A 23,394-nucleotide genomic window follows, 5' to 3' on the forward strand; every position below is an offset into this window, starting at 1 on the left:
GCCCCTTAGCCGAGCCCTGGACTCCACTTGCTCGGCGGGCGTTTCGCGCTCGCGATGCGCACCTAGTCGCGCTCGGCCAATTCAAGGACTGGGTCGAAAGAAAAGTGAGCCTTGCGCGCTCTTGATCTTACGCGCCGTTCCACGACGGTGCTCGATTAAGGCGGAAATTGACTGCCACAGTTCCTATCTGAGCAGGTCGGCCATAGCAGCGGCCGCCGCTTGCCCAGCTGTGCGGTCAAGGTGACCATACACTCTGGCTGTCGTTGCAGTGTCTTCATGGCCCAGGTGTCCGCTGACGACGATGAGCGGGACTCCGGCACCGAGTAGCCAGCTGGCGCAAGAGTGGCGGAGATCGTGGATGCGCGGTTTCTTCTCCAAGACGATCTTGTCCGGATTCTTCGCGTCCTTCGCCCTAGCCTTGGCCAACGACGGCATCCAGACGTTTGACCGCCAGGAGTACAATCGGATGGGGCCTCCGTCGCTGTTGAGGAAGAGCCACTCCCCGGAATAGTCCAGCTGGTCCAAAATCGCCTTCGGCAGGTTAATGGTCCTGATAGACCGCCGCGTCTTTGGCTGACCGATTTCGTAGCGGGCGTCGCCCGAGGTGTCCATGCGCTTCCAGGCTTTGGTGATCCTAACCGTGCACTCGTCTCGGTCAACATCAGACGGGGTCAGCGCGGTGGCTTCAGAAAACCGGCACCCGCTGGACACCAGAAAGTCCAGGAAGGGGTGCCAGCGAGCAGTGAACCCCGCCCGTAGCAACCGGTACTCGTTTTTGGTCAGAAAGGTCGTTTCTCGCCGGACGGTGCGGGGCAGCCGGACACCGGCAGCGGGGTTGGCGGGCATGAGCCCATCGCGCACAGCAAGGTTGAGGCAGCCGGACAGGAACCCCAACTTGTTACTAATTGTCTTGCCCGACGATCCTGCATCCCGCATCTGGTTGACCCACCGGCTGATGTCGGTTCTGCTGATTGTCGTCAGCGGGATGTGGCCGAGCGTGGGCTGGATGTCACGGGAGAGATAGCGCCGGTACTCGGCCACGGTCTTGCGCTCGACCCCGGACAGTGCATCGACGTGCTCGGTTAGGAAGCTGGCAACCGTGTGCCCCTGGCTGGGCGTGGCCGCGCGCCAGATCCTCAGCGCCTCGGCGGGACCGAGCCGATTGACGACATCCCGGAACCGCAGCGCCTCCGTGTGGTCATCGAACGATGACGACGTTTGTTTGCCATTGAACACGTATAGGACGGATGTGTAACCGGTGCCGTCCTTGCGGGCGCGGGTGCGAATGCTGGCCACGAACCGGCAGACTACACCCAATCTTGACTGGAATCTTGACGTGGACTCGATTTCGAGCCAATTTATCGCTTTGAACAGCACATACTCAGTGGAGCTGCCGGGAATCGAACCCGGGTCCTACGGCATTCCCTCAAGGCTTCTCCGTGCGCAGTTCGCTATGCCTCTGCTCGGATCTCCTGGTCACGCGAACAAGCCAGGATGACGATCCCAGTCGCTGTTGGTGTCCCGATGAGTCCCGCGACCGAACTCATCGGTGGATCCCTCTAGCTGACGCCAGGGTCCGGGTCGAGGGCTTTCCCGGTCTGACGGACTAGCTGTCGCTTAGGCAGCGAGAGCGTAGTCGCGCTGATGTGAATCGGCGCTTATCTGTTTGCAACGACGCTTACGGTGGTCAGTTGCCTGCACCGGCACGCTTCCCTTGATTCGATGCGCGAAGTCGAAACCTTTCAGCCCCTCGCACCCCGCCGACTTTCGGCAGGAATATCAATGGTACCTGGCTATCAACCAGCGGCAACGGGATTATCTTCCCCGCCACGCTGCGATCAGATCACGAAGTTGAGGTGCTCGACGACCTGCTTGGCCACGCCTTTGTCCCCGTCGAGCTCGATGTCCTTGACACGCGTGGGACACATCGGGCGGCCACCGGTGAGCCTGGTGAACTGCAACCCGTCCAGACGGATGGTCGCGGTCGGTTCTTGGCCGCCGAAGTCCTCGACCACCGCGGCCCGGCCGTCGACGCTGACCCGGATGGTGCGGGCCAGCGGGCCGGTGAGCTCGAACTGGATGCGTGAGCCGTCGGGAGCCTTGGCCAGCTTGCCCACGACGTAACCCATCGTGGCGGCGATCTCGTCCACGGCGAGCGACGCCGCCGGCCCGGCCAGCTCGTCATCGGAGGGCGGCCGACCCAGCGCCATGCGAATGTCTTCTTCGTGCATCCAGCAGTCGAACACCCGGATTCGCATGAACCGGCCGTAGGAGTCCGGACCCGTCGGAGTCATCGTCACCGCGTCCCACTCCTCGCCGGACAGGCCCTTCAACGCTTCGCGCCGATCGTTGGTGATCGCCCTGAAGCTCTCTAACACGTCGGCATCGGCGTGCGCGCTCAGATGGCGAACCCAGCACTCGTTCATCACCCCGACGTCGTTGCGCACGTGTTCCAGCGTCGAGACGTCGATATCGGGCTGCGGTGCGGCGATGCCGGCGAGAAACGACTCGGTGCCGATCATGTGCGCCACCAGGGCCTTGACGTCCCAGCCCGGCAGCGGACTGGCCGCTCGCCATTGCGCTTCGGACAGCCCGGCCAGCAGCGCGTCGATGTCGTCCCACACCGCGAAGAGTCCGGAGAGAACGGTGGACTTGTCGAGTCTGGTGACGGGGCGATCGGCCATGGTCGTCGATCGTAGGCCGATCAATCACGCATGGGGCCGTCAGGCCGAGGCGATCATCGCCACGGAGCCCATTGCCAGCACCATGCCGATCCCTTGCAAGCGGGTCACCCGCTCGCGCAGCACCACCATCGCCAGCACCACCGTCGCGGCGGGATACAGCGAGATCAGGATGCTGGCCAACGACAGCAGCCAGGTGTGCAACGCCGCCAGCATGGTGATGTTGGCGAAGATGTCCAGCAACGCGACGGCCACGGCCAGTTTGAGCGGCCGTCCGCGCGGCATCGCCAAGTTCTGGCTGGTTTTGGCCATGGCGAAGACCACCAGGCTGGCCGCCACCCGAGCGAAGACCAGCGGCCAGAGTTTGCACACGTGCGGCGCCTGGTGCAGGAACACCAGGTTCAAGCCCATCGCGGAACCCGCAACTACTGTGAGCCAGGCCACTTTTGGCGTGAACCGATACGGCGTGCCCTCCACGGGGGCCTCCCGGCTGACAAGCATCACGGCAGCCAGCGCCAGGACGACCCCCACCAGGGCCGCCTGACCGGGCCGCTCCCCGAGGGCCATGCCGACCGCCACCGGCACCGCGGCGTTGAGCACGGCCGCCAACGGCGAGACGACCGAAATCGGCCCGGAACCAAGTGCGGCGAAGAACGCCCACATGCCGAAGGCCATGCCGATGCCGTACAGGCACCCCCACAGAACGGCGCCGACATGGATAGGACCGCCGACGAAGACGGCCATCACGCCCAATATCAGCGTTTCAATCGGGTAAGCGACCAGCATTACGCGCAGCGCGGCCACTCGCCGCGCTGCCACGCCGCCCACGAAATCGCTGACGCCGTACGTAACGGCAGACAGCTGGGCGTAAGCCGCCCCGATCAGGTCATGCCCTTTGCTCGTCGCCCCATTTCACGGACCACCTCACGCTGTGCATCACGCTGCGCCATATCCTGGCGCTTGTCATAAGCTCTTTTGCCGCGAGCAAGGGCGAGCTCGACTTTGACCTTGCCCTCCGAGAAGTACAGAGACAGCGGCATCAAGGCGAGGTTACCATCTCGTATCTTGCCCACCAGTCTGTCGATTTGTTGCCTATGTAACAACAACTTTCGGTTGCGACGTGGCTCATGATTGGTCCAGCTACCGTGCTGATACTCCGGAATGTACAAATTACGCAACCAAACTTCGCCGTCGTCGATCGTTGCGAACGCGTCAGCCAACGATGCTTGGCCCAGGCGAAGGCTTTTGACCTCGGTGCCCTGCAAAGACACTCCGGCCTCGAACAACTCGATGATCGAATAGTTATGCCGCGCTTTGCGATTGGTGGCGATGATTTGTTTGCTGCCACCTTTGCCGCCCGCCGCCTTGGCGCGGCCGGAACCCTTGGCCACAGCTAACGCCGGATGTAGAGGCGCAAGGTCGCGTACCCCGTCACTGCAGCCATCGACACGCCGAGCAGGAACAGCCACGGCGAGATGTAGAGGATGTCGGCATAGTCGACCTTGGCGATCAGATGTGCTTGATAGAACTGACTCAGCGCATTGTCCAGGAACAGAGCCCGGACCAACATGAGCCCGACGACGGCGATGGCCACACCGACGGACGCGGCGAGCATCGCCTCCACCAGGAACGGCAGCTGGGTGTACCACCGGCTGGCTCCCACCAGCCGCATGATTCCGATCTCGGTGCGACGGGTGTACGCGGCGACCTGCACCATGTTGGCAATCAACAGGATTGCTCCGACGGCCTGCACCAGGGCGACGGCGAACGCGGCATCGCGCAGCCCGTCCAGCACGGCGAACAGCCGGTCGATGAGGTCCTTCTCGTTGAGGATGCTGCGCACTCCGGGCTGGCCCTGCATCGCGGCATCGAACTCCGCGTGCTGTTCGGGATTGTTCAATTTGACGATGAACGAGGCGGGAAACGAGTCCTTACCCGCCACGTCCTTGAACTCCGGGAACTTCTTGATGGCGTCGTTGTAGGCGTCCTGCCGATTGACGAAGCGCACCGATTTGACGTCTTGACGCGCATCGATCTTGTCGCGCAACCCTTTACACGGCGCGGACGCACACGTGGTGTCGTTGGCCGAGATGTCGTCGGTCAAAAACACCTGCGTCTCGACGCGGTCGAGGTAGATCTCGCGCGAGTTGTCGGCCAGCCGGACCACCAGCAGGCCGCCGCCGAACAGGCCGATGGAGATCGCGGTCGTCAGGATCATCGCGGCCGTCATCGTGACGTTGCGACGAAAGCCGGTCAGGACCTCGTTGAGTAGGAAACCGAAGCGCACTTAGCGGTCCATCCCGTAGATGCCGCGCTGCTCGTCGCGAACCAGCCTGCCCAGCGACAGCTCGACGACGCGCTGGCGCATCGAGTCGACGATGTGGTGGTCGTGCGTCGCCATCAACACCGTCGTCCCCGTGCGGTTGATCCGCTCCAACAAATCCATGATGTCCTTACTGGTATCTGGGTCGAGGTTGCCCGTCGGCTCGTCGGCCAGCAGGACGAGCGGCCGGTTGACGAACGCGCGGGCGATCGCCACCCGCTGCTGCTCGCCGCCGGACAACTCGTGGGGCAACCGGTTGGCTTTGCCGGACAGTCCGACGGTATCGAGCACCTCCGGCACCACCCGGTTGATCGCGTCGCTTCGTTTGCCGATCACTTCCAGCGCGAACGCGACGTTCTCGTAGACCGTCTTTTGCTGGAGCAGGCGGAAGTCCTGGAAAACGCAGCCGATCACCTGGCGCAGCTTCGGGACGTGACGACCGCGCAGCTTGTTGACGTGGAACTTCGAGACCCGGACGTCACCGCTGGTCGGGTTCTCCGCGCCGAGCAGCAGCCGCATGAACGTGGACTTACCCGACCCCGACGGGCCGATCAGGAAGACGAATTCACCCTTGTCGATCTTGACGTTGACGTCCTCCAGCGCCGGGCGCGCCGACGCTTTGTACTTCTTACTGACATGGTCCAGGGTGATCATCACGGCACGCCAGTGTAGCGGTGAATTTCGCTGGCAGGCGAAGTCAACTGGCCGGTGGCCGCGAAGTCGGCACCGGACCGGGCCCCGGCTGCGGTTGCGGCGGCGGCGACGGGGTGGGGCTCGAGCTGGGCGGGCAGAACGGGGCCGGCAAGACGCACGGGAGCTGTGGCAGCTGGAACGGCGGCGTGGTCGTTGTCGTCGTCGTCACCGGTGGGGGCGGCGGGGGCGGAGGCGGCGGCGTGCTCGTCGGGGTCGGTGTATAGGTGACGGTCGTCGGCGGTGCCTGCACGCGGCTGCGCGGCACCCAGGTGTAGTTGGGGTCGGGCACGAAGCCCGGCGGCACCACTTGCTGGGCCGGAGGCTTGGGGGCCGGTTCCGGGCGGTAGGTGTCGTAGACCCACCACACCACGAAGAAAGCGACGATCAACACGAAGGTCGACGTGCGCATCCGCCCGCCGAAGATGTGCTTCGGCCAGCGATGCTCCGCATCCGTGTCGTCGCCGCGCTTCTCAAGGATGTTCAGGGTGAACTTCACCGCTTCTGCCCCGCACCCTGGACTTCATCGGCTTGCTGTCCGGCTGCCTCGGCGGCCTCGGCGGCCGGAATCGACGGGTCTTCCACCAGGCCCACCGTCGCGTCGGCCGCGGTCACGATCCCGACTCGAGCCAGCGCCCGGATGACCAGCACCCGTAGCTGCCGGCCGACCTCGAACTGCTTGCCGGGCAGGGTGCGTGCCACCATGCGCAGGGTGACGGTGTCGACCTCGATGCTCTCCACCCCCATCACGGTGGGGGCGTCCAGCAGCAACTGGCCCAGCACCGGGTTGTTCATCGCGCGGTCGCATTCCTGATGCAGGACCTCGTTGACCCGGTTGAGGTCGGCGCTGGTCGACACCGGGATGTCCACCACCGCGCGCGCCCAATCCTTGGACAGGTTGACCACCTTGACGATCTGCCCATTGGGAATCGTCAGCACCTCGCCGTCCGGCGAGCGCAGCCGGGTCACCCGCAACGTCACGTTCTCGACCGTGCCGGTCGCTTCGGTTGCGGAAACGACGGTAAGAGTGACCAGGTCGCCGAACCCGTATTGCCGCTCCACCAGGATGAAGAAGCCGGACAGCAGGTCGCGGACCAACTGTTGCGCGCCGAAACCCAGCGCGGCGCCCACCACGGTGGCCGGCGCTACCAGACCCCCGACCGAAAACTGCAGAACGTTGGCGATCTGCATGATGACCCAGATGCCGATGATGACGACCGAAACCCAGGAGATCACCGACGCCAGGGCCTGCCGGTGCTTGGACGCCTCCGAGCGCACCAGCGCGTCGCTCTCGGCGAAGCCGAGGTTGAGCTGATGGGTCACCTGCTGCGCGACCCAGTTGACGAACCGGGCGGCCAGCATCGCGGCGATCAGGACCATGACGATCCGCAGACCCCGGGTGATGATCCACTCACCGAGCTCGCCCCGCCAGAAGTCGTGCCAGCGGTGCGTCATCGATGCGGCGAGAATGTGTGTGTTATTCGTCATCTTTTCGGTTGCGCCAACGGATTCCCGCTTCCAGGAATCCGTCGATGTCTCCATCCAGGACGGCCGCAGGATTGCCAACCTCGTACTCGGTCCGCAGGTCCTTGACCATCTGATAGGGCTGCAGAACATAGGAGCGCATCTGGTTGCCCCATGAACTGCCACCTTCGCCTTTTAACGCGTCTAACTCAGCGCGTTCTTCGGAACGCTTGCGCTCCAACAGCTTTGCCTGAAGCACTCGCATCGCCGAGATCTTGTTCTGCAACTGCGATTTTTCGTTCTGGCAAGTCACGACGATACCCGTTGGGATGTGGGTTAAACGTACCGCAGAGTCGGTTGTGTTGACCGACTGGCCTCCCGGCCCACTCGAACGGTAAACGTCAACGCGCACATCGCCTTCCGGTATATCGATGTGGTCGGTGGTCTCGACCACCGGAAGCACCTCGACTTCAGCGAAAGAAGTCTGGCGCCGACTTTGATTGTCAAACGGGCTGATTCGCACCAGCCGGTGCGTGCCCTGCTCCACAGAGAGCGTGCCGTAGGCGAACGGGGCGTGCACGGCGAACGTCGCGCTCTTGATGCCGGCCTCTTCGGCGTAGGACGTATCGAATATCTCCACCGGATACTTGTGCTGTTCAGCCCACCGGATGTACATCCGCATGAGCATCTCGGCCCAGTCGGCGGCGTCCACTCCACCGGCGCCGGAGCGAATGGTGACCAGGGCCTCGCGTTCGTCGTAATCGCCCGACAGCAAAGTGCGCACCTCGGTGGCTTCGATGTCCGCGCGCAGCGCCTTCAGCTCGGCATCGGCCTCGGTGAGCGCCTCGTCGGCGCCTTCGCCCTCCTCGGCCGCCAGCTCGTAGAGCACCGGCAGGTCATCCAGCCGCCCACGCAGCTCCTCCACCCGGCGCAGCTCGCCCTGGGCGTGCGACAACTCACTGGTCACCCGCTGGGCACGGGCTTGGTCGTCCCACAACTGGGGATCGGATGCCTCGTGTTCAAGCTTCTCGATGCGGGTGCGCAGACCGTCCACATCGAGCACCCGCTCCACCGTGGTCAGGGTGGCGTCGAGTGCGGCGATATCGGCTTGACGGTCGGGTTCCACAGCCGACAACGTTACCCGGGGGTCCCCAAGCGGCTCAGGTCGCAGCGAGTGTCCAGGTCACGACCAGCGGTCATGCGTTTAGCATCGAGTCACGATCATGTGCGCCCCGCTTTGCGCGCGACAGCCCCTGCGCGCATTCGGGCACGAATAGAAGGTCGAGAATGCGCCCTTACCACGTTGCAATCGTTGGCTCCGGACCGTCGGGCTTCTTCGCCGCATCCTCCTTGCTGAAGGCGGCCGACGGGTCCGAGGACATCGACGTCGCCGTAGACATGCTGGAGATGTTGCCCACCCCGTGGGGGCTGGTGCGCTCCGGCGTCGCGCCCGATCACCCGAAGATCAAGTCGATCAGCAAGCAATTCGAGAAGACGTCCCAGGATCCGCGCTTCCGCTTCTTCGGCAACATCTCGGTCGGCGAGCACGTCCAGGCGAGCGAACTCGCCGAGCGCTACGACGCCGTCGTCTATGCGGTCGGGGCGCAATCCGACCGTGCGCTGAACATCCCGGGCGAGGACCTGCGGGGCAGCATCGCCGCCGTCGATTTCGTGGGTTGGTACAACGCGCACCCGAATTTCGAGGCGGCCACGCCCGATCTCTCCGGGGCGCGGGCTGTGGTCGTCGGCAACGGCAACGTCGCGCTCGACGTCGCACGCATCCTGGTCACCGACCCCGACGTGCTGGGGCTGACCGACATCGCCGACCACGCGCTGGAGTCGCTGCGCCCGTGCGGCGTCGACGAGGTGGTTGTCATCGGTCGGCGCGGCCCGCTGCAAACCGCGTTCACCACCCTCGAGCTCCGCGAGTTGGGCGACCTGGAAAACGTCGACGTGATCGTCGATCCCGCCCAGCTGGAGGGCATCAGCGACGAGGATGCGGCCGCGGCTGGCAAGACGGCGAAGCAGAACATCAACGTGCTGCGCGATTACGCGAAGCGCGACCCGCGACCCGGCCACCGTCGCATCGTGCTGCGCTTCATGACCTCCCCGATCGAGATCAAAGGCGACGAGAGGGTCGAGGCAATCGTGCTCGGCCGCAACGAGCTGGTCACCGACGACAGCGGGCGGGTGTCGGCCAATGACACCGGCGAGCGTGAGGAATTACCGGTTCAGCTGGTGGTGCGTTCGGTCGGCTACCGCGGTTTGCCCACCCCGGGACTGCCGTTCGACGAGAAGACCGCGACCATCCCCAACAGCGGCGGGCGGGTCGAAGGCAGCCGCAACGAATACGTGGTCGGGTGGATCAAGCGCGGGCCCACCGGCGTGATCGGCACAAATAAGAAGGACTCGCAGGACACGGTGGACACGCTGCTCGCCGATCTCTGCGCTGCCGACGGTATCGCCGATTTCCCGGACGACCACGCCGCCCAGTTGGCTGACTGGCTGGCGTCACGCCAGCCCAAGCTGGTGACCTCGGCGCACTGGGATCTCATCGATGCCCATGAGCGGGCGGCCGGTGAACCGCACGGACGTCCCCGCGTCAAGCTGCCGAGTTTGGCCAAGTTGCTGCAGGTCAGTCACGGCTGAGCCGGCGCCAAGATTACGAAGGGCCCTACTCAACGAGGCCAATCCTCCGTAGCGTTGAGGATGTGGGTAGCGACCAACCGGTGACCGTGCTTTCCGAGGACGAAAACTGGAACCTGTTGGGCAGCGTCTCGCTGGGCCGGCTGGTCACCAACTTCGCCGGTGAACCCGAGATCTTTCCCGTCAACTTCGTCGCGCAAGAGCGCACCGTGTTGTTCCGCACCGCCGAGGGCACCAAACTGTTTTCGGCCGTTGCCAATCATGCGGTGGTCTTCGAGGTCGACGACCACAACCTCATCGAAGGATGGAGCGTCATCGTGCGCGGACGCGCGCGACTGTTGAAGACCGACGCGGACATTCAACGAGCCGAACGCGCGCAGCTGTTGCCATGGACGGCAACGCTCAAATCGCACTATGTGCGCATAACGCCGACCGAACTCACCGGCCGTCGTTTCCGGTTCGGTCCGGAGCCTGACCGTCATGAGCCGGTTGCGTGACGAGGAGCTCGGGTGCGTCGGCGCCGGTCAGTCGCCGGTGCATGGCCCACGCGATCCGGCCGGCCTGAACCTTCGCCCGATCGGCCGCCGGCCCGCGGTACATCTCGTCAATGGTGTTGTGCCACAGGCTGAGCCAGCGCCGGAAGTGACGATCTGACAGGGGGGCACGCCGGTGGATCTCCCGGTGCGCCTGCAACGCACTGCCGCGATAGAGCCCCGCGCCGAACAGTACGGTCTCCCAGAAGTCACACATCGTGGGAACATGCGTCTCCAACCCGGTGGCCCGCAACTCGGCAAACGGCTCGGCCAGCATCTCGTCCTGCAACGCCCGCCGGTAAAAACGGCGTAGCAACGCCGCCACGTCGGCGCGGTCGGCCAGGTCTGCACCTGCCTCGGCCGTCGTCAGCTGACTCATGGCTGGCACCTTCCGATATATCTGCAACTCAAAGTAACACCATGTTGGCCCCGAGATTCGGCCGAAGCACTGTGTTTTAGGTCGCTGCCGATCCGAGCTAGAGGTTGCCGCAACGGATCGCAAGCACGGAGTGACCCCTCCGGCACCGGGCCTCGGCCCGATAGGAGTCGGTGACCACCAGCTGTCGCGTGTCGCGGTGGGCGCCCAGGTAACGGTCCACGCCCTCGGTGAGAACCACCGGCTCGGCCCGCACGTCGGGGTACAACCGCGTCCATCGGGCAAGCCGACGAGCCAATTGCCCTTGTGCTGGGCGATTGCCAGCGGTGCCATCCCGAACGTCGGGACCCCTCGCTACCGACACGGCCCGCAATGCGGCTCGGCGCAACCGCGCTTCGTCGAACGCGTGCCGCAGCACGGTGCCGTTGTCGGCTTCGGCGACCACGCTGCCGACCTGGGGAGGCGTCGGACGGCTCGCCGGCTGTTGGATCACGGCGACCGGGCACGACGCCGAGCGGATCAGACGGGCCGCAACGGCGGGTCCGCCGTGGCAGGCATGGTTGAGCCCGATCCGCCCGACGCAGACCATGACCGCCGACCTGGATGCTTCGAGCAGCTTGGAAACCGTTCTTCCCCAGAGGATTTCGGTTTCGACCTTGACCGGCTGGCCGACGGCGTCGACGGCCCGGTGGGCGTCGGTCAACGCGGCACGGGCGACGGCAAGCCGAGTGGCGTCGTCGCGCGCGGCCCAGCCGTCATGCGGATTGATGACATACAACAATCGCAGGGGGATGTCGCGGCTCACCGCCTCATCGATCGCCCAGACGGCCGCATGTATCGCCGCCCTGGATCCGTCGACGCCTACCAGAATTGCGGGAGCTGGATACACGTTGCTCATCGCGAGGTCCTTCGTCGATCTTCTTCATGCCGTTCAACTACGACGTTATGACCGTAAACCTCACTCCCCCAGAGGCATTGGTCCCGAATTCAGTGCCTTTAGACCCTATGGGTGGCCGAAACAACCGAATTGACTGTGGCCAGGAGTTACGCGAAGCCGCGGAGACCCTCTCGAAAAGTCCGGGGTCGCTGTAGTTGTGCTACCTACGGACGCTGTTGGAGTAGGGGGCCGATCAGAACTCGACCGTCGTCTTTCGTCGCCGGTCGACATCATCACCTCGCGGCACCCCGAGATGCTGCGGGCCGTGGCCGACGGCGCCGGAACGCCAAGCATGGCAACCGCTTTCGCTGTACGACCGGTGCGAGACGGGTTCTGGACTGAGGTTAACAAAAGGTTAACAAAAGATGAATTTTACCTAGCCCGCGTCGTGAAATAAGCAAAACCCCGCCGGCATCGGCCGCATTTGCGACTTTTGAAGGGCCCAAAAAACGAAAGTCTTCGCAATGCCCTGCGCGCACGCTCCCCCGACCCGATAAGTGCCACGCTGCCCGCCCAGCGGGCGTGGTGCGATCGCGCTGGCCTGCCGTCTCACCTGACGCGGGGTGAGCCGTGCGCCGCAGGCGCACATGCGAATCAGCGGGCGGCCCAAATATCTTCCAGACACGCCGATGCGGCTGGCGCCGGCGTCGGTGGCGTTTGCCCGAAATCCACACTTCGAGGGGATGTATCACACATGGAGTGGACTTTTCTTCCACCCGAAATCAATTCGGCCCGAATGTATACCGGCCCCGGATTGGCCTCGCTACTGGCCGCGGCCGGAAGCTGGGATGCGCTGTCGGCCGAACTGGCCTCCACCGCCGAGGCGTACCAATCCGTGCTCGCGGGCCTAGACCTACAGTGGCGCGGCCCCGCCTCCGAGTCGATGGCGTACTCGGCCACCCGGTACGTGGGCTGGCTGCAAGCGGCCGCCGAGCAGACGAAACAGACAGCCATGCAGGCGCGGACGGCCGCGGCGGCCTACGAGCAGGCGTATGCGATGACGGTGCCCCCGCCGCTGATCGCCGCCAACCGCACGCTGTTGGCAGCGCTGGTGGCGACGAACATCGTCGGCCAGAACACCGCGGCCATCGCGGACACCGAGGCGCAGTACGCCGACTTCTGGGCTCGGGACGCGGCTGCCATGGCCGGCTACTCCGTGGCGTCGACGTCGGCGACGACCCAGTTGCCCCGGTTCGCGACCGCGCACAAGTCCATCAACGAGTCCGGGGTGGGCGCGCAGAACGCCGCCGTGGCCACGGCCAACGCCAACTCTGGCGCGACTAAGGCTGCCACACAAGCGTTTTCACCGGTTTCTCCCCAGCAGCCGCAGGTGCAAGCGGCGCCGAATCTGGGAGCGGCCGGGGGCGGGCGGCCCGCTTTTGCGGTCCTTGACGCCATTCAGGGAACGGGCCTGGGTTTCAGCGCTCCGTACAACATGGAGCAATTCGTGTCCGGCATCATCGGGGCTGAGAACAATTTGGGCATTCTCGCCAAGCCCGGCGCGGCCGCGGCCAATCTCGCTCCCGCGCTCGCAGCGCCCGCGCTCCGCGGCGCCACGTCGGGACTCGGCGGTGGCCTGGGCAATGTCACCGCGGCTCTCTCGCACGCCGGCAGAATCGGGCCGATTTCGGTGCCCGCGAGTTGGTCCGCACCCACGAGCACCCATATCTCGCCGCTGGAACCCGCCGGCTTCACCACGTTGCCGGGGACCGAAGAGCCGATGGCTTCCGGGTATCCCGGTTACCCCGGCATGCCAGGCGGCGGCGCCGCCCGATCGGCCGGGGCGGGTGCCCCACCCCGCTACGGCGTGCGGCTCACGGTGATGCCACGCCCGCCAGCCGCCGGGTGACGTGCCACCAGCCCACCAACTGCCGTCGACCACAGGACTGACCCTTCGTCGCCGGCAGCTTCGCTACACGCAGCCCATGAAGCTGTAGGACAATGGATTTCGGCTTTCTTCCGCCAGAGGTGAACTCGGGCCGGATGTACGCAGGCCCAGGGTCGGGCCCGCTGCTGGCCGCCGCGACAAGTTGGGACTCGCTCTCGGCCGAGTTGGGCACCACCGCCGCGGTATACGAATCGGTGCTGTCCGGCCTGACCGGCTTGTCCTGGCAGGGACCCGCAGCCCACGCGATGGTGGCCGGCGCCGCCCCCTATGTGGCGTGGCTGCATGCGACCGCCGAACGTGCACAACAGACGGCCATGCAGGCACGGATGGCGGCGGCGGCCTACGAGCTCGCTTTCGCCATAACCGTGCCCCCGTCCGCGGTCGCGGCCAACCGCACCCAACTGGCGACGCTGGTCGCAACGAACTTCTTCGGCCAGAACACCGCGGCCATCGCGGCCACCGAAGCCCAGTACGCCGAATACTGGGCTCAGGACGCCGCTGCGATGTACGGCTATTCCGCCAGTTCAGCCGCGGCGGCCCAAGTTTCGCCGTTCGTCGCCCCGCGCCAAACCACCACTCCGGATGGGGAAAGGGCTCAGCGAGACGCCGTCGCTCGAGCCACCGCCAACGCCTCGATCTCGAGCGCGAAATCGGGATCGCCTGGGGGAATTGTTCTCTCGAGGCAAGACCAACTGTTCCGGATCTTTGACACCATCCAGGGGACCTCAACCGCGTTCAGATCCCTTTTCACTTCGGAGGGGACCGCTGCCGGAATCATCCAGGCCGACAAGAACTTGGGCATCTTGCCGAACGTCGCGGCGGTCCCGTCCGCGCTTACCAAGGCGCCTGCGCTCAGCGGCGCCCAGTCGGGCGTTGGCAACGTCAGCACGGTGCTCGCCCGTGCCGGACGGATCGGCTCGATGTCGGTGCCCGCCGGCTGGGCCGCCGCGACCGGCAACCCCGTCGCGGCATCGACGGGCAGCGGCATGTCCGGCCTGGCGACGACCGAAGCGGCGGCCCGATCCGGGTCCGGGACGCCCGGCATACCCGGGGTACCGGGAGGGACCGTCAGGCGGGCCGCGCTTGTGGTCCCCCGCTACGGCAGGCGGATCATGGTGACGACTCGCCCGCCCGCGGCCGGCTGACCGCTAGCGGGCGGGCGGCTGCGGCGATTCGGGTGGCGCGGGCGGCCCGGGCGCGGCAGGCGGTTCCGCGGGAGCGAATCGCCAGTTGTCCGGATTCTTCGGCGAATACACCACCGGGAACAGCTGGCCGATGGTCGGCCATTGATTCACATCGACGGCCAGGCGCTGATACACGGCGTGCTCGTTGACGGTGGGCCCATTGATCACGCCGGCGATGGTGACGAACTGCTCGCCGGTGGCGTCGGGGCGGGGGCTTATGCCGGTCACCAGCAACGTGCCGCTCAGCACCTCGCCCCGCGGGCCGCGTGGGACGAACCGTTGAACGAGAAACACGGCCAGCACGGCCATCAGCAAGAGCAACAGTCCGAATTCCCACACGGGGCCATGGTAGGGCCGTGATAAGACTGCGTCATGAGCCGCACCGACGACGATGCAGAACGAAGCGATGAGGAGGAGCGGTGCAGATAAGCCAGGACGATCTGGCGCTGGCACTGACGCTGGCCGACCGCGCAGATACGTTGACTTCGGCGCGATTCGGCGCGCTGGACCTGCGCGTCGACACCAAACCCGACCTGACGCCGGTGACGGACGCCGACCGCGCAGTGGAGACCGAGCTGCGTGAGGAGCTCGGGCGCGAACGGCCGGACGACAGCATCGTCGGCGAGGAGTTCGGCGGGGACACCACCTTCACCGGCCGTCAGTGGATCATCGACCCGATCGATGGCACCAAGAATTTTGTCCGCGGGGTTCCGGTGTGGGCCACTTTGATCGCGTTGCTCCAAGACGGTGTTCCCGTCGTCGGCGCCGTGAGCGCCCCGGCATTGCAGCGGCGGTGGTGGGCCGCGCACGCCCGGGGCGCTTTCGCCGCGGTCAACGATGCTCCTCCGCGCCGGCTCTCGGTTTCCTCAGTGGCACAACTGAATTCGGCGAGTCTCTCGTTCTCCAGCCTGTCCGGGTGGGCCCAGCTGGGCGTTCGGGATCGATTCATCGCGCTGACCGACACCGTCTGGAGGGTGCGCGCCTTCGGTGACTTTCTGTCCTATTGCCTGCTCGCGGAAGGCGCGGTCGACATCGCCGCAGAACCGGAGGTGTCGGTGTGGGATCTCGCTGCGCTCGACATCCTGGTGCGCGAGGCGGGCGGGACGCTGACGGCCCTGGACGGCACCGCGGGACCGCATCACGGCAGCGCCGTGGCCACCAACGGCCTGCTGCAGCAGCAGGTGCTCGACAGCCTCGCTGTGAATTAGTTAACAAGTGTTCTCTCCGATCTTACTCCGGAGTAAGATCGGCGGTATCCGCAACGCCCAACGACCTGAGGCTGCTGAAAATGACCGGTTCCGGTTCCAAACAGACACCCACCCGCTCCCGCGCCAAACGGCGCGACCATAAGTCCGCTGTCGGCCTGCAAACGCACAAACGCACTGGCGTCGACATCGCGATCGCGCTGATCACCCCGCTCGTCGGTCAGGAGTTCCTGGACAAATATCAGCTGCGTGACCCGCTGAACCGCGCGCTGCGCTACGGCACGAAGACTGTCTTCTCCACCGCCGCCACCTCGTCTCGGGAGTTCAAGCGCATCCAGAACCTGCGCGGCGGACCAACCCGGCTCAAGTCCAGCGGCAAGGACTACTTCGACCTGACGCCTGACGACGAGCAGAAGATGATCGTCGAAACTGTCGACGAGTTCGCCGAGGAAGTGCTGCGGCCCGCCGCGCACGATGCAGACGAAGCGATCACCTACCCGCACGAGCTGATCGCCAAGGCCGCCGAGCTGGGCATCACGGCGATCAACATCCCCGAGGATTTCGACGGCATCGCCGCACACCGGTCCAGCGTGACCAATGTGCTGGTCGCCGAGGCGCTGGCCTACGGCGACATGGGTCTGGCGTTACCGCTGCTGGCCCCGGGCGGCGTGGCCTCGGCGCTGACCCATTGGGGCAGCGCCGACCAGCAGGCCACCTACCTTCCCGAGTTCGCCGGTGAGAACGTGCCCCAGGCGTGCGTGGCCATCGCCGAGCCGCAACCGCTCTTCGACCCCACCCGGCTGAAGACCACCGCGGTGCGCACACCGAGCGGCTACCGCCTGGACGGGGTGAAGTCGTTGGTCCCGGCCGCTGCCGATGCCGAGCTCTTCATCGTCGGCGCACAGCTGGACGGTAAGCCGGCCTTGTTCATCGTCGAGTCCTCGACGAAAGGCCTTACCGTGAAGGCGGATCCCAGCATGGGGATCCGTGCGGCTGCCCTGGGCCACGTCGAACTCTCCGGGGTGACGGTGCCGCTGAGCGCGCGGCTCGGTGAGGACGAGGCGACCGACGAGGATTACTCCGAGGCGATTGCGCTGGCCCGACTGGGCTGGGCCGCGCTCACCGTCGGCACCTCGCACGCGGTGCTCGACTACGTCGTCCCGTACGTGAAGGAACGCGAGGCCTTCGGTGAGCCGATCGCCCACCGCCAGGCGGTCGCCTTCATGTGCGCCAACATCGCCATCGAATTGGACGGGCTGCGGCTGATCACCTGGCGCGGCGCCGCGCGTGCCGAGCAAGGTCTGCCGTTCGTCCGCGAGGCGGCGCTGGCCAAGCGGCTCGGCGCCGACAAGGGCATGCAGATCGGCCTCGACGGCGTTCAGCTGCTCGGCGGCCACGGCTACACCAAAGAGCACCCGGTCGAACGCTGGTACCGCGACCTGCGGGCCATCGGCGTTGCCGAGGGTGTCGTCGTCATCTGAGTCGTTATTCAATTCGAGCTGAAAGTCCAATCATGGCAATCAATCTGGAACTTCCCCGCAAGATGCAGGCGGTGACGACGAAGACGCACCAGGGCGCCGCGGAGTTGATGCGCCCGATCGCCCGCAAGTACGACCTCAAGGAGCACGCCTACCCGGTCGAGCTGGACACGCTATTCAGCCTCTTCGAAGGCGCCTCGGAGTCAATCGAATTCGCCGGAGCGAACGCGCTGGGCGGCGAGGACGAAGAGCGGGACAAAAACCACAACGGCGCCAACATGGCCGCGCTGCTGCAAACGCTGGAGGCGAGCTGGGGCGACCTGGCGATGATGTTGTCGGTCCCCTATCAGGGACTGGGCAACGCGGCCATCTCCGCCGTCGCCAACGAGGAACAGCTGCAACGCCTGGGCAAGGTGTGGGCGGCGATGGCCATCACCGAACCGGGCTTCGGATCGGACTCGGCGGCGGTGTCCACGACCGCCACCCTGGACGGCGACGAGTACGTGATCAACGGCGAGAAGATCTTCGTCACCGCCGGATCGCGCGCCACCCACATCGTGGTGTGGGCGACGCTGGACAAGGCGGCGGGCCGCGCGGCGATCAAGTCGTTCGTCGTGCCGCGCGAGCACCCGGGTGTCACGGTCGAACGGCTCGAGCACAAGCTCGGCATCAAGGGTTCCGACACCGCGGTCATCCGGTTCGACAATGCCCGCATTCCCAAGGAAAACCTGCTCGGCAACCCCGAAATCGAGGTGGGCAAGGGCTTTTCCGGAGTGATGGAGACCTTCGACAACACCCGGCCCATCGTTGCCGCCATGGCCGTCGGCGTCGGCCGCGCCGCCCTGGAGGAGATCCGCAAGGTCCTCACCGAGGCCGGCGTGGAGATCTCCTACGACAAGCCTTCACACACCCAGAGCGCCGCCGCGGCGGAGTTCATCCGCATGGAAGCCGATTGGGAGGCCGCCTACCTGCTGTCCCTGCGGGCGGCATGGCAGGCCGACAACAAGATCCCGAACTCCAAAGAGGCTTCGATGAGCAAGGCCAAGGCCGGCCGGATGGTCACCGACGTCACGCTCAAGTCCGTCGAATTGGCAGGCACCGCAGGCTATTCCGAGCAGTTACTGCTGGAGAAGTGGGCGCGCGACTCGAAGATCCTGGACATTTTCGAAGGCACTCAACAGATTCAGCAGCTGGTGGTCGCCCGCCGCCTGCTGGGGCTGTCTTCATCCGAGCTCAAGTGACTCGCGAGCTTCGGCGTTCCGCGCCGAACGTGCAACCAGGGCGAGATTTCTGCTGATTTCTCGCCGTGAGTACACGTTCGGCGAGGGCGGGTGGTGCCGCTTTGGTCGGCGGTCGGGTTAGCGTCGAAAGATGGACACTTTTCAGGCGCTCGTCGCGCGACAAGATGGTGACCGGATAACCGCGTCGGTCGAGACGCTTCGTCCTGACGACCTGCCCCCCGGCGAGGTGACCATCCGGGTCCTGTATTCGAGCGTCAACTACAAGGACGCGCTGGCATTGACGCCCGGTGGCGGCGTGGTGCGCGACTACCCGGTGGTGCCGGGCATCGACCTGACCGGTGAGGTCGTGGACTCGACGTCTTCCGACTTCGCCGTGGGCGATGGGGTTCTGGCGCACGGGTATGCGATCGGCACCGGTCACCACGGCGGCTACGCCGAATACGTGCGACTGCCGGCCGACCAGGTGGTCTCGCTCGGCGCGCTGAGTCCGCATGAGGGCGCCGCCATCGGGACCGCCGGCTTCACCGCCGCGATGAGCGTTCAGGCGTTGATCGACTGGGGCATCGCGGCCGACGCCGGTCCCGTTGTCGTCACCGGAGCCACCGGCGGCGTCGGCTCGGTCAGCGTGGACCTGCTGGCGGCCGCCGGCTATCAGGTGGTCGCGTCGAGCGGCAAGGCCGAGGCGGCCGACCGGCTCAAAGCCCTTGGCGCCGCTGAGGTTATCGGCCGGTTGCCCGCCGATCCCGACGCCAAGCCACGACCGCTCGGGAAGGCGCGGTGGGCCGGCGCAGTGGACTGTGTGGGCGGTGCGACGCTGGCCGACGTGCTCAGCACCGTCGATTACGGCGGGGCCGTGGCGGCCAGCGGCCTCACCGGCGGTCCTGCCCTGCACACCACGGTGCTGCCGTTCATCCTGCGCGGGGTCGCGCTGCTGGGCATGGACTCGGTGCTGATGCCGATCGGACCGCGCCGCGAATTGTGGGCCCGGCTCGGCGATTCCTTGCGGCCACCTCACCTGGACTCGCTGGTCAGCGAGGTCGACGTGAAGGACGTCGTCGAAGTCATCGATCAAGTGCGCGCCGGCAAATTCTCCGGCCGGGCCGTGGTGCGGGTCGCCGGCGGATTTTGAGCGGCCAGTAGGCTCTGGTGGCATGCACGCGGTACAGGTGACTCGGCTCGATGGCCCAGACGCGGTCGAGCTGACCGAGATCGACGAACCGTCGGGCGACGGGGTGGTCGTCGACGTGCACGCCGCCGGGGTGGCCTTCCCCGACGCCCTTCTCACCCGCGGCCTCTACCAATACCGCCCGGAATTGCCGTTCGTGCTCGGCGCCGAGATCGCCGGCGTGGTCCGGTCGGCACCCGATGGCGCGAACGTGCGCGAGGGAGACCGGGTCGTCGGCCTCACGATGCTGTCGGGCGGCATGGCCGAGGTCGCGGTATTGGCCCCCGACCGGGTGTTCAAGCTGCCCGACAATGTCAGCTTCGAGGCCGGCGCCGGCCTGCTGTTCAACGACCTGACGGTGTACTTCGCGCTGACCGTCCGGGGTCGGCTGCAGCGCGGCGAGACGGTTCTGGTGCACGGCGCGGCCGGCGGCATCGGGACCTCGGCGCTGCGACTGGCGCCGGCGCTGGGCGCGGCCCGCACGATCGCCGTGGTCAGCACGCAGGACAAGGCCGACATCGCCACGGCGGCCGGCGCGACCGATGTGGTCCTGGCCGACGGTTTCAAGGACGCGGTGAAGGAGTTGACCCATGGCCGTGGCGTCGACATCGTCGTCGACCCGGTCGGCGGCGACCGGTTCACCGATTCCCTGCGCTCGCTTACTCCCGGCGGGCGCCTGCTGGTCGTAGGCTTCACCGGCGGCGAGATACCCACTGTCAAGGTAAATCGATTGCTGCTCAACAATGTTGACGTGGTTGGCGTGGGTTGGGGCGCCTGGGCGGGGACGCATCCCGGCGCGCTGGACGAGCAGTGGGCCGGACTCGAGCGATTGCTCACCTCCGGGGAGCTGGCCCCGCCCGAGCCGATCACCTACCCGCTGGAGCAAGCCGCGACCGCGGTCGCCTCGCTGGAGAACCGCAGCGCCAAGGGAAAGGTCGTGCTGCGCGTCCGGGGTTAGCCGCCGCGCTTCGTCCCAGCCGCCACAGCGGTTTCGCCGCGAGGCACTCGACCGTTTGCCCGCCTCGTAGCGACTGTCTTGTCTCGGATACGTGCGCTTGGGTGTTGTCGCTGCGAGGTCAGCGCAACGCATGCCCCGTCCGGCGGAGGCGCGTATGGCGCTTGTGACGAACGCGTAACGGGAGACGGTAGGCGCCCGCCCGTCGGGCCTTGTGCCTGTCAAAAAGAGAAAGTAATGTCACTTTCAGTTTTGTCGACCAAGATCGCCACCCAGTGATCCCCTCCGGAGGAACCGTCCATGGAATCCTTTGTGCACCTGCGAAAAGGCCGAACGCCGCGCCGCCTGCACGCCGACCTCGACGGCCTCAAGGACGACGAGTTGGGCCGGGGCGGATTCACCGGCCGCACCGCCAACCTCTACCGGCGCCACGACCCCACCGCCTATCGATCGGTCGGGCCGCTGCGTCCCATCGACGTGCTGTCCAGCGAGCTCAAGCCCAGCGATGCCACCGAAGCGCACGGCGGGCCGCTGCTGATGTTCAGCAACGACGACTGCCGAATCCTGTTGAGCCGTCGCCACGAGCCGATGCCGTTCTTCGTCCGTCACGTCGACGGCGACCTGCTGTGCTTCGTGCATAAGGGCAGCGGCCTGGCCGAGACCGAATTCGGGCCGCTGCGCTATCGGGAGGGCGACTGGCTGTACGTTCCGAAGGCATGCACCTGGCGCCAGTTCCCCGACAGTGCGACGACGATGCTGATGATCGAGGCCACCGACGAATTCCGGGTGCCGCCGCCGGGCGCGCTGGGTCGCCACTTCCCCTTCGACCCGTCGCAGGTCGTCATCCCCGAGCCGGCGCCGGCCGACGACGCCGACGGCGACTTCGAGGTCCGGCTCATCCACCAGGGCGGCCCGACAACGCTCTTCTACCAACACAATCCGCTCGATGTCGAGGGCTGGCGCGGCGACAACTTCGCGTTCACTTTCAACATCGCCGACTACAACGTGGTCACCTCCGACAGTGTTCACCTGCCGCCGACGGTCCACCTTTTCATGCAGGCCACCGGTGTCTACGTGATGAACTTCCTGCCCAAGCCGGCCGAGGGGATCCCCGGCACCGAACGCACGCCGTGGTATCACCGCAACGTCGACTACGACGAGATCGCCTTCTTCCATGGCGGCTCGCTCTACGGCATCCCGATGCCGCCCGGTTTGATTTCGCATGCGCCGCAAGGAGTTCATCACGGCGCGCCGGAGAAGGCGCGAGAACGGGCGCGTCGCAAATTCGATGACTACTCCCGCGTCGACTGGCAGGTGATCGCCATCGACACTCGCCGGCGACTGACCCCGTCGGCCGAAGTGCTGGCCCACGACCTAGGACAACACTGATGAAGCACGAATACGAGCGAATCCCCTATCTCGTTGCTTTCCAGAACAATTCCGAGGTCCGAGACGTCTACGGCGGCCTGGCCGAGATCACCGTGCTGGAGAGCTACCTGCTCAAGCCCAAGGACAAGCCGTCGGACACCGTGCTGGTCTTCATGCATCCCATCGGCGGCGGCGCCTACCTACCGATGATCAACGCGCTGGCGCGGGCCGGCCATCACGTCATCTACTGCAACAGCCGCTTCCGCGGCACCGACTCGGCACTGCTGATGGAGAAGGTCGTCGAGGATCTCGGCGAGTGCATCAAGGACGCCAAGAAGCGGCTCGGCTACCAGAAGGTGGTGCTGGCGGGATGGAGTGGAGGCGGTTCGCTGTCGGTGTTCTACCAGCAGCAGGCGCAGAACCCGACCATCACATCCAGCCCGACCGGCGACGGACCCGACCTGACCAAGCTCGACCTGCCCGCGGCCGACGGCATCATGCTGCTGGCCGCGCACATCAGCCGCCACGGCACGCTGACCGAATGGCTGGACGCGTCGATCCTCGACGAAACCGACCCCACCCAGCGCGATCCCGAGCTGGACCTGTACAACCCCGACAACCCCAATCAGCCGCCCTACCGCCAAGAATTCCTGGACCGTTATCGGCAGGCGCAGATCGACCGCAACCGCCGTATCACCGCATGGGTCAAGGGCAAGCTGGGCGAGTTGAAAGCCGCCGGCCGCCCCGACGACGAGTTCGGTTTCGTCGTGCACGGCACCATGGCCGACCCACGCTGGCTGGATCCGGCCGTCGATCCCAACGAACGCAAACCCGGCACTTGCTACCTGGGGGATCCTCAGGTGGTGAACATGAGTCCGGTCGGGCTGGCCCGGTTCTCCACGCTGCGCGGCTGGCTGTCGCAGTGGAGCTACGACGACGCCCGCGGCGACGCGGTGGCCTGCGGGCCCGATATCGCGATCCCCGCGCTGGTGATCGGTAACCTCGCGGATGACGCCTGCACGCCCAGCCACACCCGGCGGCTGTTCGAGGCGATCGGACACGACGATAAGGAGATGCACGAAATCCCCGGCGCCACACACTATTACGCGGGCCCGGACCAGCGCGAAGCGCTGCGGGCCGCAGTCACTATTGTCACCGACTGGCTGATCCGGCACGATTTCGCGGACCAAGAATGACTTCCGCCGGCGACGATGCAGAGCGCAGCGATGTGGGGGTACCTCCCGCTTGCGGGGGAGAGGA

23 protein-coding genes and 1 other RNA gene are annotated in these 23,394 nt (G+C 65.9%); 11 read left to right on the forward strand and 13 right to left on the reverse strand.

The annotated features are described in order from the left end of the window. Positions 1-183: 183 nt before the first annotated feature. The 10 genes from AC5Y7E_RS09720 to prfB all read right to left on the reverse strand — a co-directional run bounded on the left by AC5Y7E_RS09720 (position 184) and on the right by prfB (position 8,284). A complete protein-coding gene (locus tag AC5Y7E_RS09720; protein WP_499948702.1) occupies positions 184-1,296 on the reverse strand; it encodes a tyrosine-type recombinase/integrase in 1,113 nt (370 codons plus the stop codon). 86 nt (positions 1,297-1,382) lie between these two features. Further along, positions 1,383-1,750, reverse strand: a transfer-messenger RNA (tmRNA) gene (ssrA, locus tag AC5Y7E_RS09725). An 88-nt stretch (positions 1,751-1,838) separates the two neighbouring features. After that, entirely contained in the window at positions 1,839-2,684 is an 846-nt protein-coding gene (locus tag AC5Y7E_RS09730; protein WP_499948703.1) for a maleylpyruvate isomerase family mycothiol-dependent enzyme, read from the reverse strand. Between the two features lie 39 nt (positions 2,685-2,723). Continuing rightward, a complete protein-coding gene (locus AC5Y7E_RS09735) occupies positions 2,724-3,566 on the reverse strand; it encodes an EamA family transporter (protein ID WP_499948838.1) in 843 nt (280 codons plus the stop codon). Then, positions 3,563-4,072 carry an SsrA-binding protein SmpB gene (gene smpB, locus AC5Y7E_RS09740; protein ID WP_499919887.1) on the reverse strand — a complete coding sequence of 170 codons (510 nt, stop codon included), beginning with the start codon at positions 4,070-4,072 and terminating at the stop codon, positions 3,563-3,565. The genes AC5Y7E_RS09735 and smpB overlap by 4 nt, the downstream gene beginning before the upstream one ends. A gap of 2 nt (positions 4,073-4,074) precedes the next feature. Beyond that, positions 4,075-4,968, reverse strand: coding sequence for a permease-like cell division protein FtsX (ftsX, locus tag AC5Y7E_RS09745; RefSeq protein ID WP_499948705.1), 894 nt, complete (start codon positions 4,966-4,968; stop codon positions 4,075-4,077). Further along, a complete protein-coding gene (ftsE, locus tag AC5Y7E_RS09750) occupies positions 4,969-5,658 on the reverse strand; it encodes a cell division ATP-binding protein FtsE (protein WP_067938740.1) in 690 nt (229 codons plus the stop codon). 43 nt (positions 5,659-5,701) lie between these two features. Beyond that, positions 5,702-6,193: an Rv3103c family proline-rich protein gene (locus AC5Y7E_RS09755; protein WP_499919885.1), complete on the reverse strand. Its 492-nt coding sequence runs from the start codon at positions 6,191-6,193 to the stop codon at positions 5,702-5,704. Beyond that, entirely contained in the window at positions 6,190-7,182 is a 993-nt protein-coding gene (locus tag AC5Y7E_RS09760; RefSeq protein ID WP_499919884.1) for a mechanosensitive ion channel family protein, read from the reverse strand. The genes AC5Y7E_RS09755 and AC5Y7E_RS09760 overlap by 4 nt, the downstream gene beginning before the upstream one ends. Next, complete coding sequence (prfB, locus tag AC5Y7E_RS09765) at positions 7,172-8,284, reverse strand: peptide chain release factor 2 (protein WP_499948707.1); 1,113 nt, start codon at positions 8,282-8,284, stop codon at positions 7,172-7,174. Before prfB ends, AC5Y7E_RS09760 begins: the two co-directional genes overlap by 11 nt. Before the next feature lie 161 nt (positions 8,285-8,445). Here prfB and AC5Y7E_RS09770 point away from each other — a divergent pair, with 161 nt between their 5' ends. Continuing rightward, the gene (locus AC5Y7E_RS09770) at positions 8,446-9,807 is read left to right on the forward strand and encodes an FAD-dependent oxidoreductase (RefSeq protein ID WP_499948708.1); all 1,362 of its coding nucleotides are present in this window, start codon (positions 8,446-8,448) and stop codon (positions 9,805-9,807) included. 62 nt (positions 9,808-9,869) lie between these two features. After that, positions 9,870-10,301, forward strand: coding sequence for a pyridoxamine 5'-phosphate oxidase family protein (locus tag AC5Y7E_RS09775; protein ID WP_499948709.1), 432 nt, complete (start codon positions 9,870-9,872; stop codon positions 10,299-10,301). Here AC5Y7E_RS09775 and AC5Y7E_RS09780 read toward each other — a convergent pair. Together AC5Y7E_RS09780 and AC5Y7E_RS09785 are read right to left on the reverse strand one after the other, a co-directional pair. Further along, on the reverse strand, positions 10,243-10,716 hold the full coding sequence (locus tag AC5Y7E_RS09780; RefSeq protein WP_499948711.1) for a group III truncated hemoglobin: 474 nt from the start codon (positions 10,714-10,716) through the stop codon (positions 10,243-10,245). The genes AC5Y7E_RS09775 and AC5Y7E_RS09780 overlap by 59 nt on opposite strands. A gap of 97 nt (positions 10,717-10,813) precedes the next feature. Then, positions 10,814-11,611, reverse strand: coding sequence for a universal stress protein (locus AC5Y7E_RS09785; RefSeq protein WP_499948713.1), 798 nt, complete (start codon positions 11,609-11,611; stop codon positions 10,814-10,816). Positions 11,612-12,344: 733 nt separating this feature from the next. On the opposite strand from AC5Y7E_RS09785, the gene AC5Y7E_RS09790 reads away from it, so the two are divergent. Both AC5Y7E_RS09790 and AC5Y7E_RS09795 read left to right on the forward strand, forming a co-directional pair. Beyond that, positions 12,345-13,499 (forward strand): PPE family protein, encoded by a 1,155-nt coding sequence (locus AC5Y7E_RS09790; protein ID WP_499948714.1) that lies wholly within the window; start codon positions 12,345-12,347, stop codon positions 13,497-13,499. 92 nt (positions 13,500-13,591) lie between these two features. After that, positions 13,592-14,683, forward strand: a complete 1,092-nt coding sequence (locus AC5Y7E_RS09795; RefSeq protein WP_499948716.1) for a PPE family protein — start codon at positions 13,592-13,594, stop codon at positions 14,681-14,683. Positions 14,684-14,686: 3 nt separating this feature from the next. On the opposite strand, the gene AC5Y7E_RS09800 is transcribed toward AC5Y7E_RS09795, so the two are convergent. Beyond that, positions 14,687-15,031, reverse strand: a complete 345-nt coding sequence (locus AC5Y7E_RS09800) for a hypothetical protein (protein ID WP_499920202.1) — start codon at positions 15,029-15,031, stop codon at positions 14,687-14,689. A 116-nt stretch (positions 15,032-15,147) separates the two neighbouring features. On the opposite strand from AC5Y7E_RS09800, the gene hisN reads away from it, so the two are divergent. From hisN to AC5Y7E_RS09835, 7 genes are all read left to right on the forward strand, one after another. Beyond that, complete coding sequence (gene hisN / locus AC5Y7E_RS09805; RefSeq protein ID WP_499948839.1) at positions 15,148-15,930, forward strand: histidinol-phosphatase; 783 nt, start codon at positions 15,148-15,150, stop codon at positions 15,928-15,930. Positions 15,931-16,010: 80 nt separating this feature from the next. Beyond that, a complete protein-coding gene (locus AC5Y7E_RS09810) occupies positions 16,011-17,408 on the forward strand; it encodes an acyl-CoA dehydrogenase family protein (protein WP_499948718.1) in 1,398 nt (465 codons plus the stop codon). A 32-nt stretch (positions 17,409-17,440) separates the two neighbouring features. Next, the gene (locus tag AC5Y7E_RS09815) at positions 17,441-18,646 is read left to right on the forward strand and encodes an acyl-CoA dehydrogenase family protein (RefSeq protein ID WP_499948719.1); all 1,206 of its coding nucleotides are present in this window, start codon (positions 17,441-17,443) and stop codon (positions 18,644-18,646) included. A 130-nt stretch (positions 18,647-18,776) separates the two neighbouring features. Further along, positions 18,777-19,775, forward strand: a complete 999-nt coding sequence (locus AC5Y7E_RS09820; protein WP_499948721.1) for an acrylyl-CoA reductase family protein — start codon at positions 18,777-18,779, stop codon at positions 19,773-19,775. A gap of 22 nt (positions 19,776-19,797) precedes the next feature. Then, positions 19,798-20,769 carry an NADPH:quinone oxidoreductase family protein gene (locus AC5Y7E_RS09825; RefSeq protein ID WP_499948725.1) on the forward strand — a complete coding sequence of 324 codons (972 nt, stop codon included), beginning with the start codon at positions 19,798-19,800 and terminating at the stop codon, positions 20,767-20,769. A 297-nt stretch (positions 20,770-21,066) separates the two neighbouring features. Then, on the forward strand, positions 21,067-22,155 hold the full coding sequence (locus AC5Y7E_RS09830) for a homogentisate 1,2-dioxygenase (protein ID WP_499948726.1): 1,089 nt from the start codon (positions 21,067-21,069) through the stop codon (positions 22,153-22,155). Beyond that, on the forward strand, positions 22,155-23,330 hold the full coding sequence (locus AC5Y7E_RS09835; protein ID WP_499948727.1) for an alpha/beta hydrolase family protein: 1,176 nt from the start codon (positions 22,155-22,157) through the stop codon (positions 23,328-23,330). Before AC5Y7E_RS09830 ends, AC5Y7E_RS09835 begins: the two co-directional genes overlap by 1 nt. The last annotated feature ends 64 nt before the right edge of the window (positions 23,331-23,394 follow it).

Source organism: Mycobacterium sp. NGS17, from assembly GCF_059813205.1.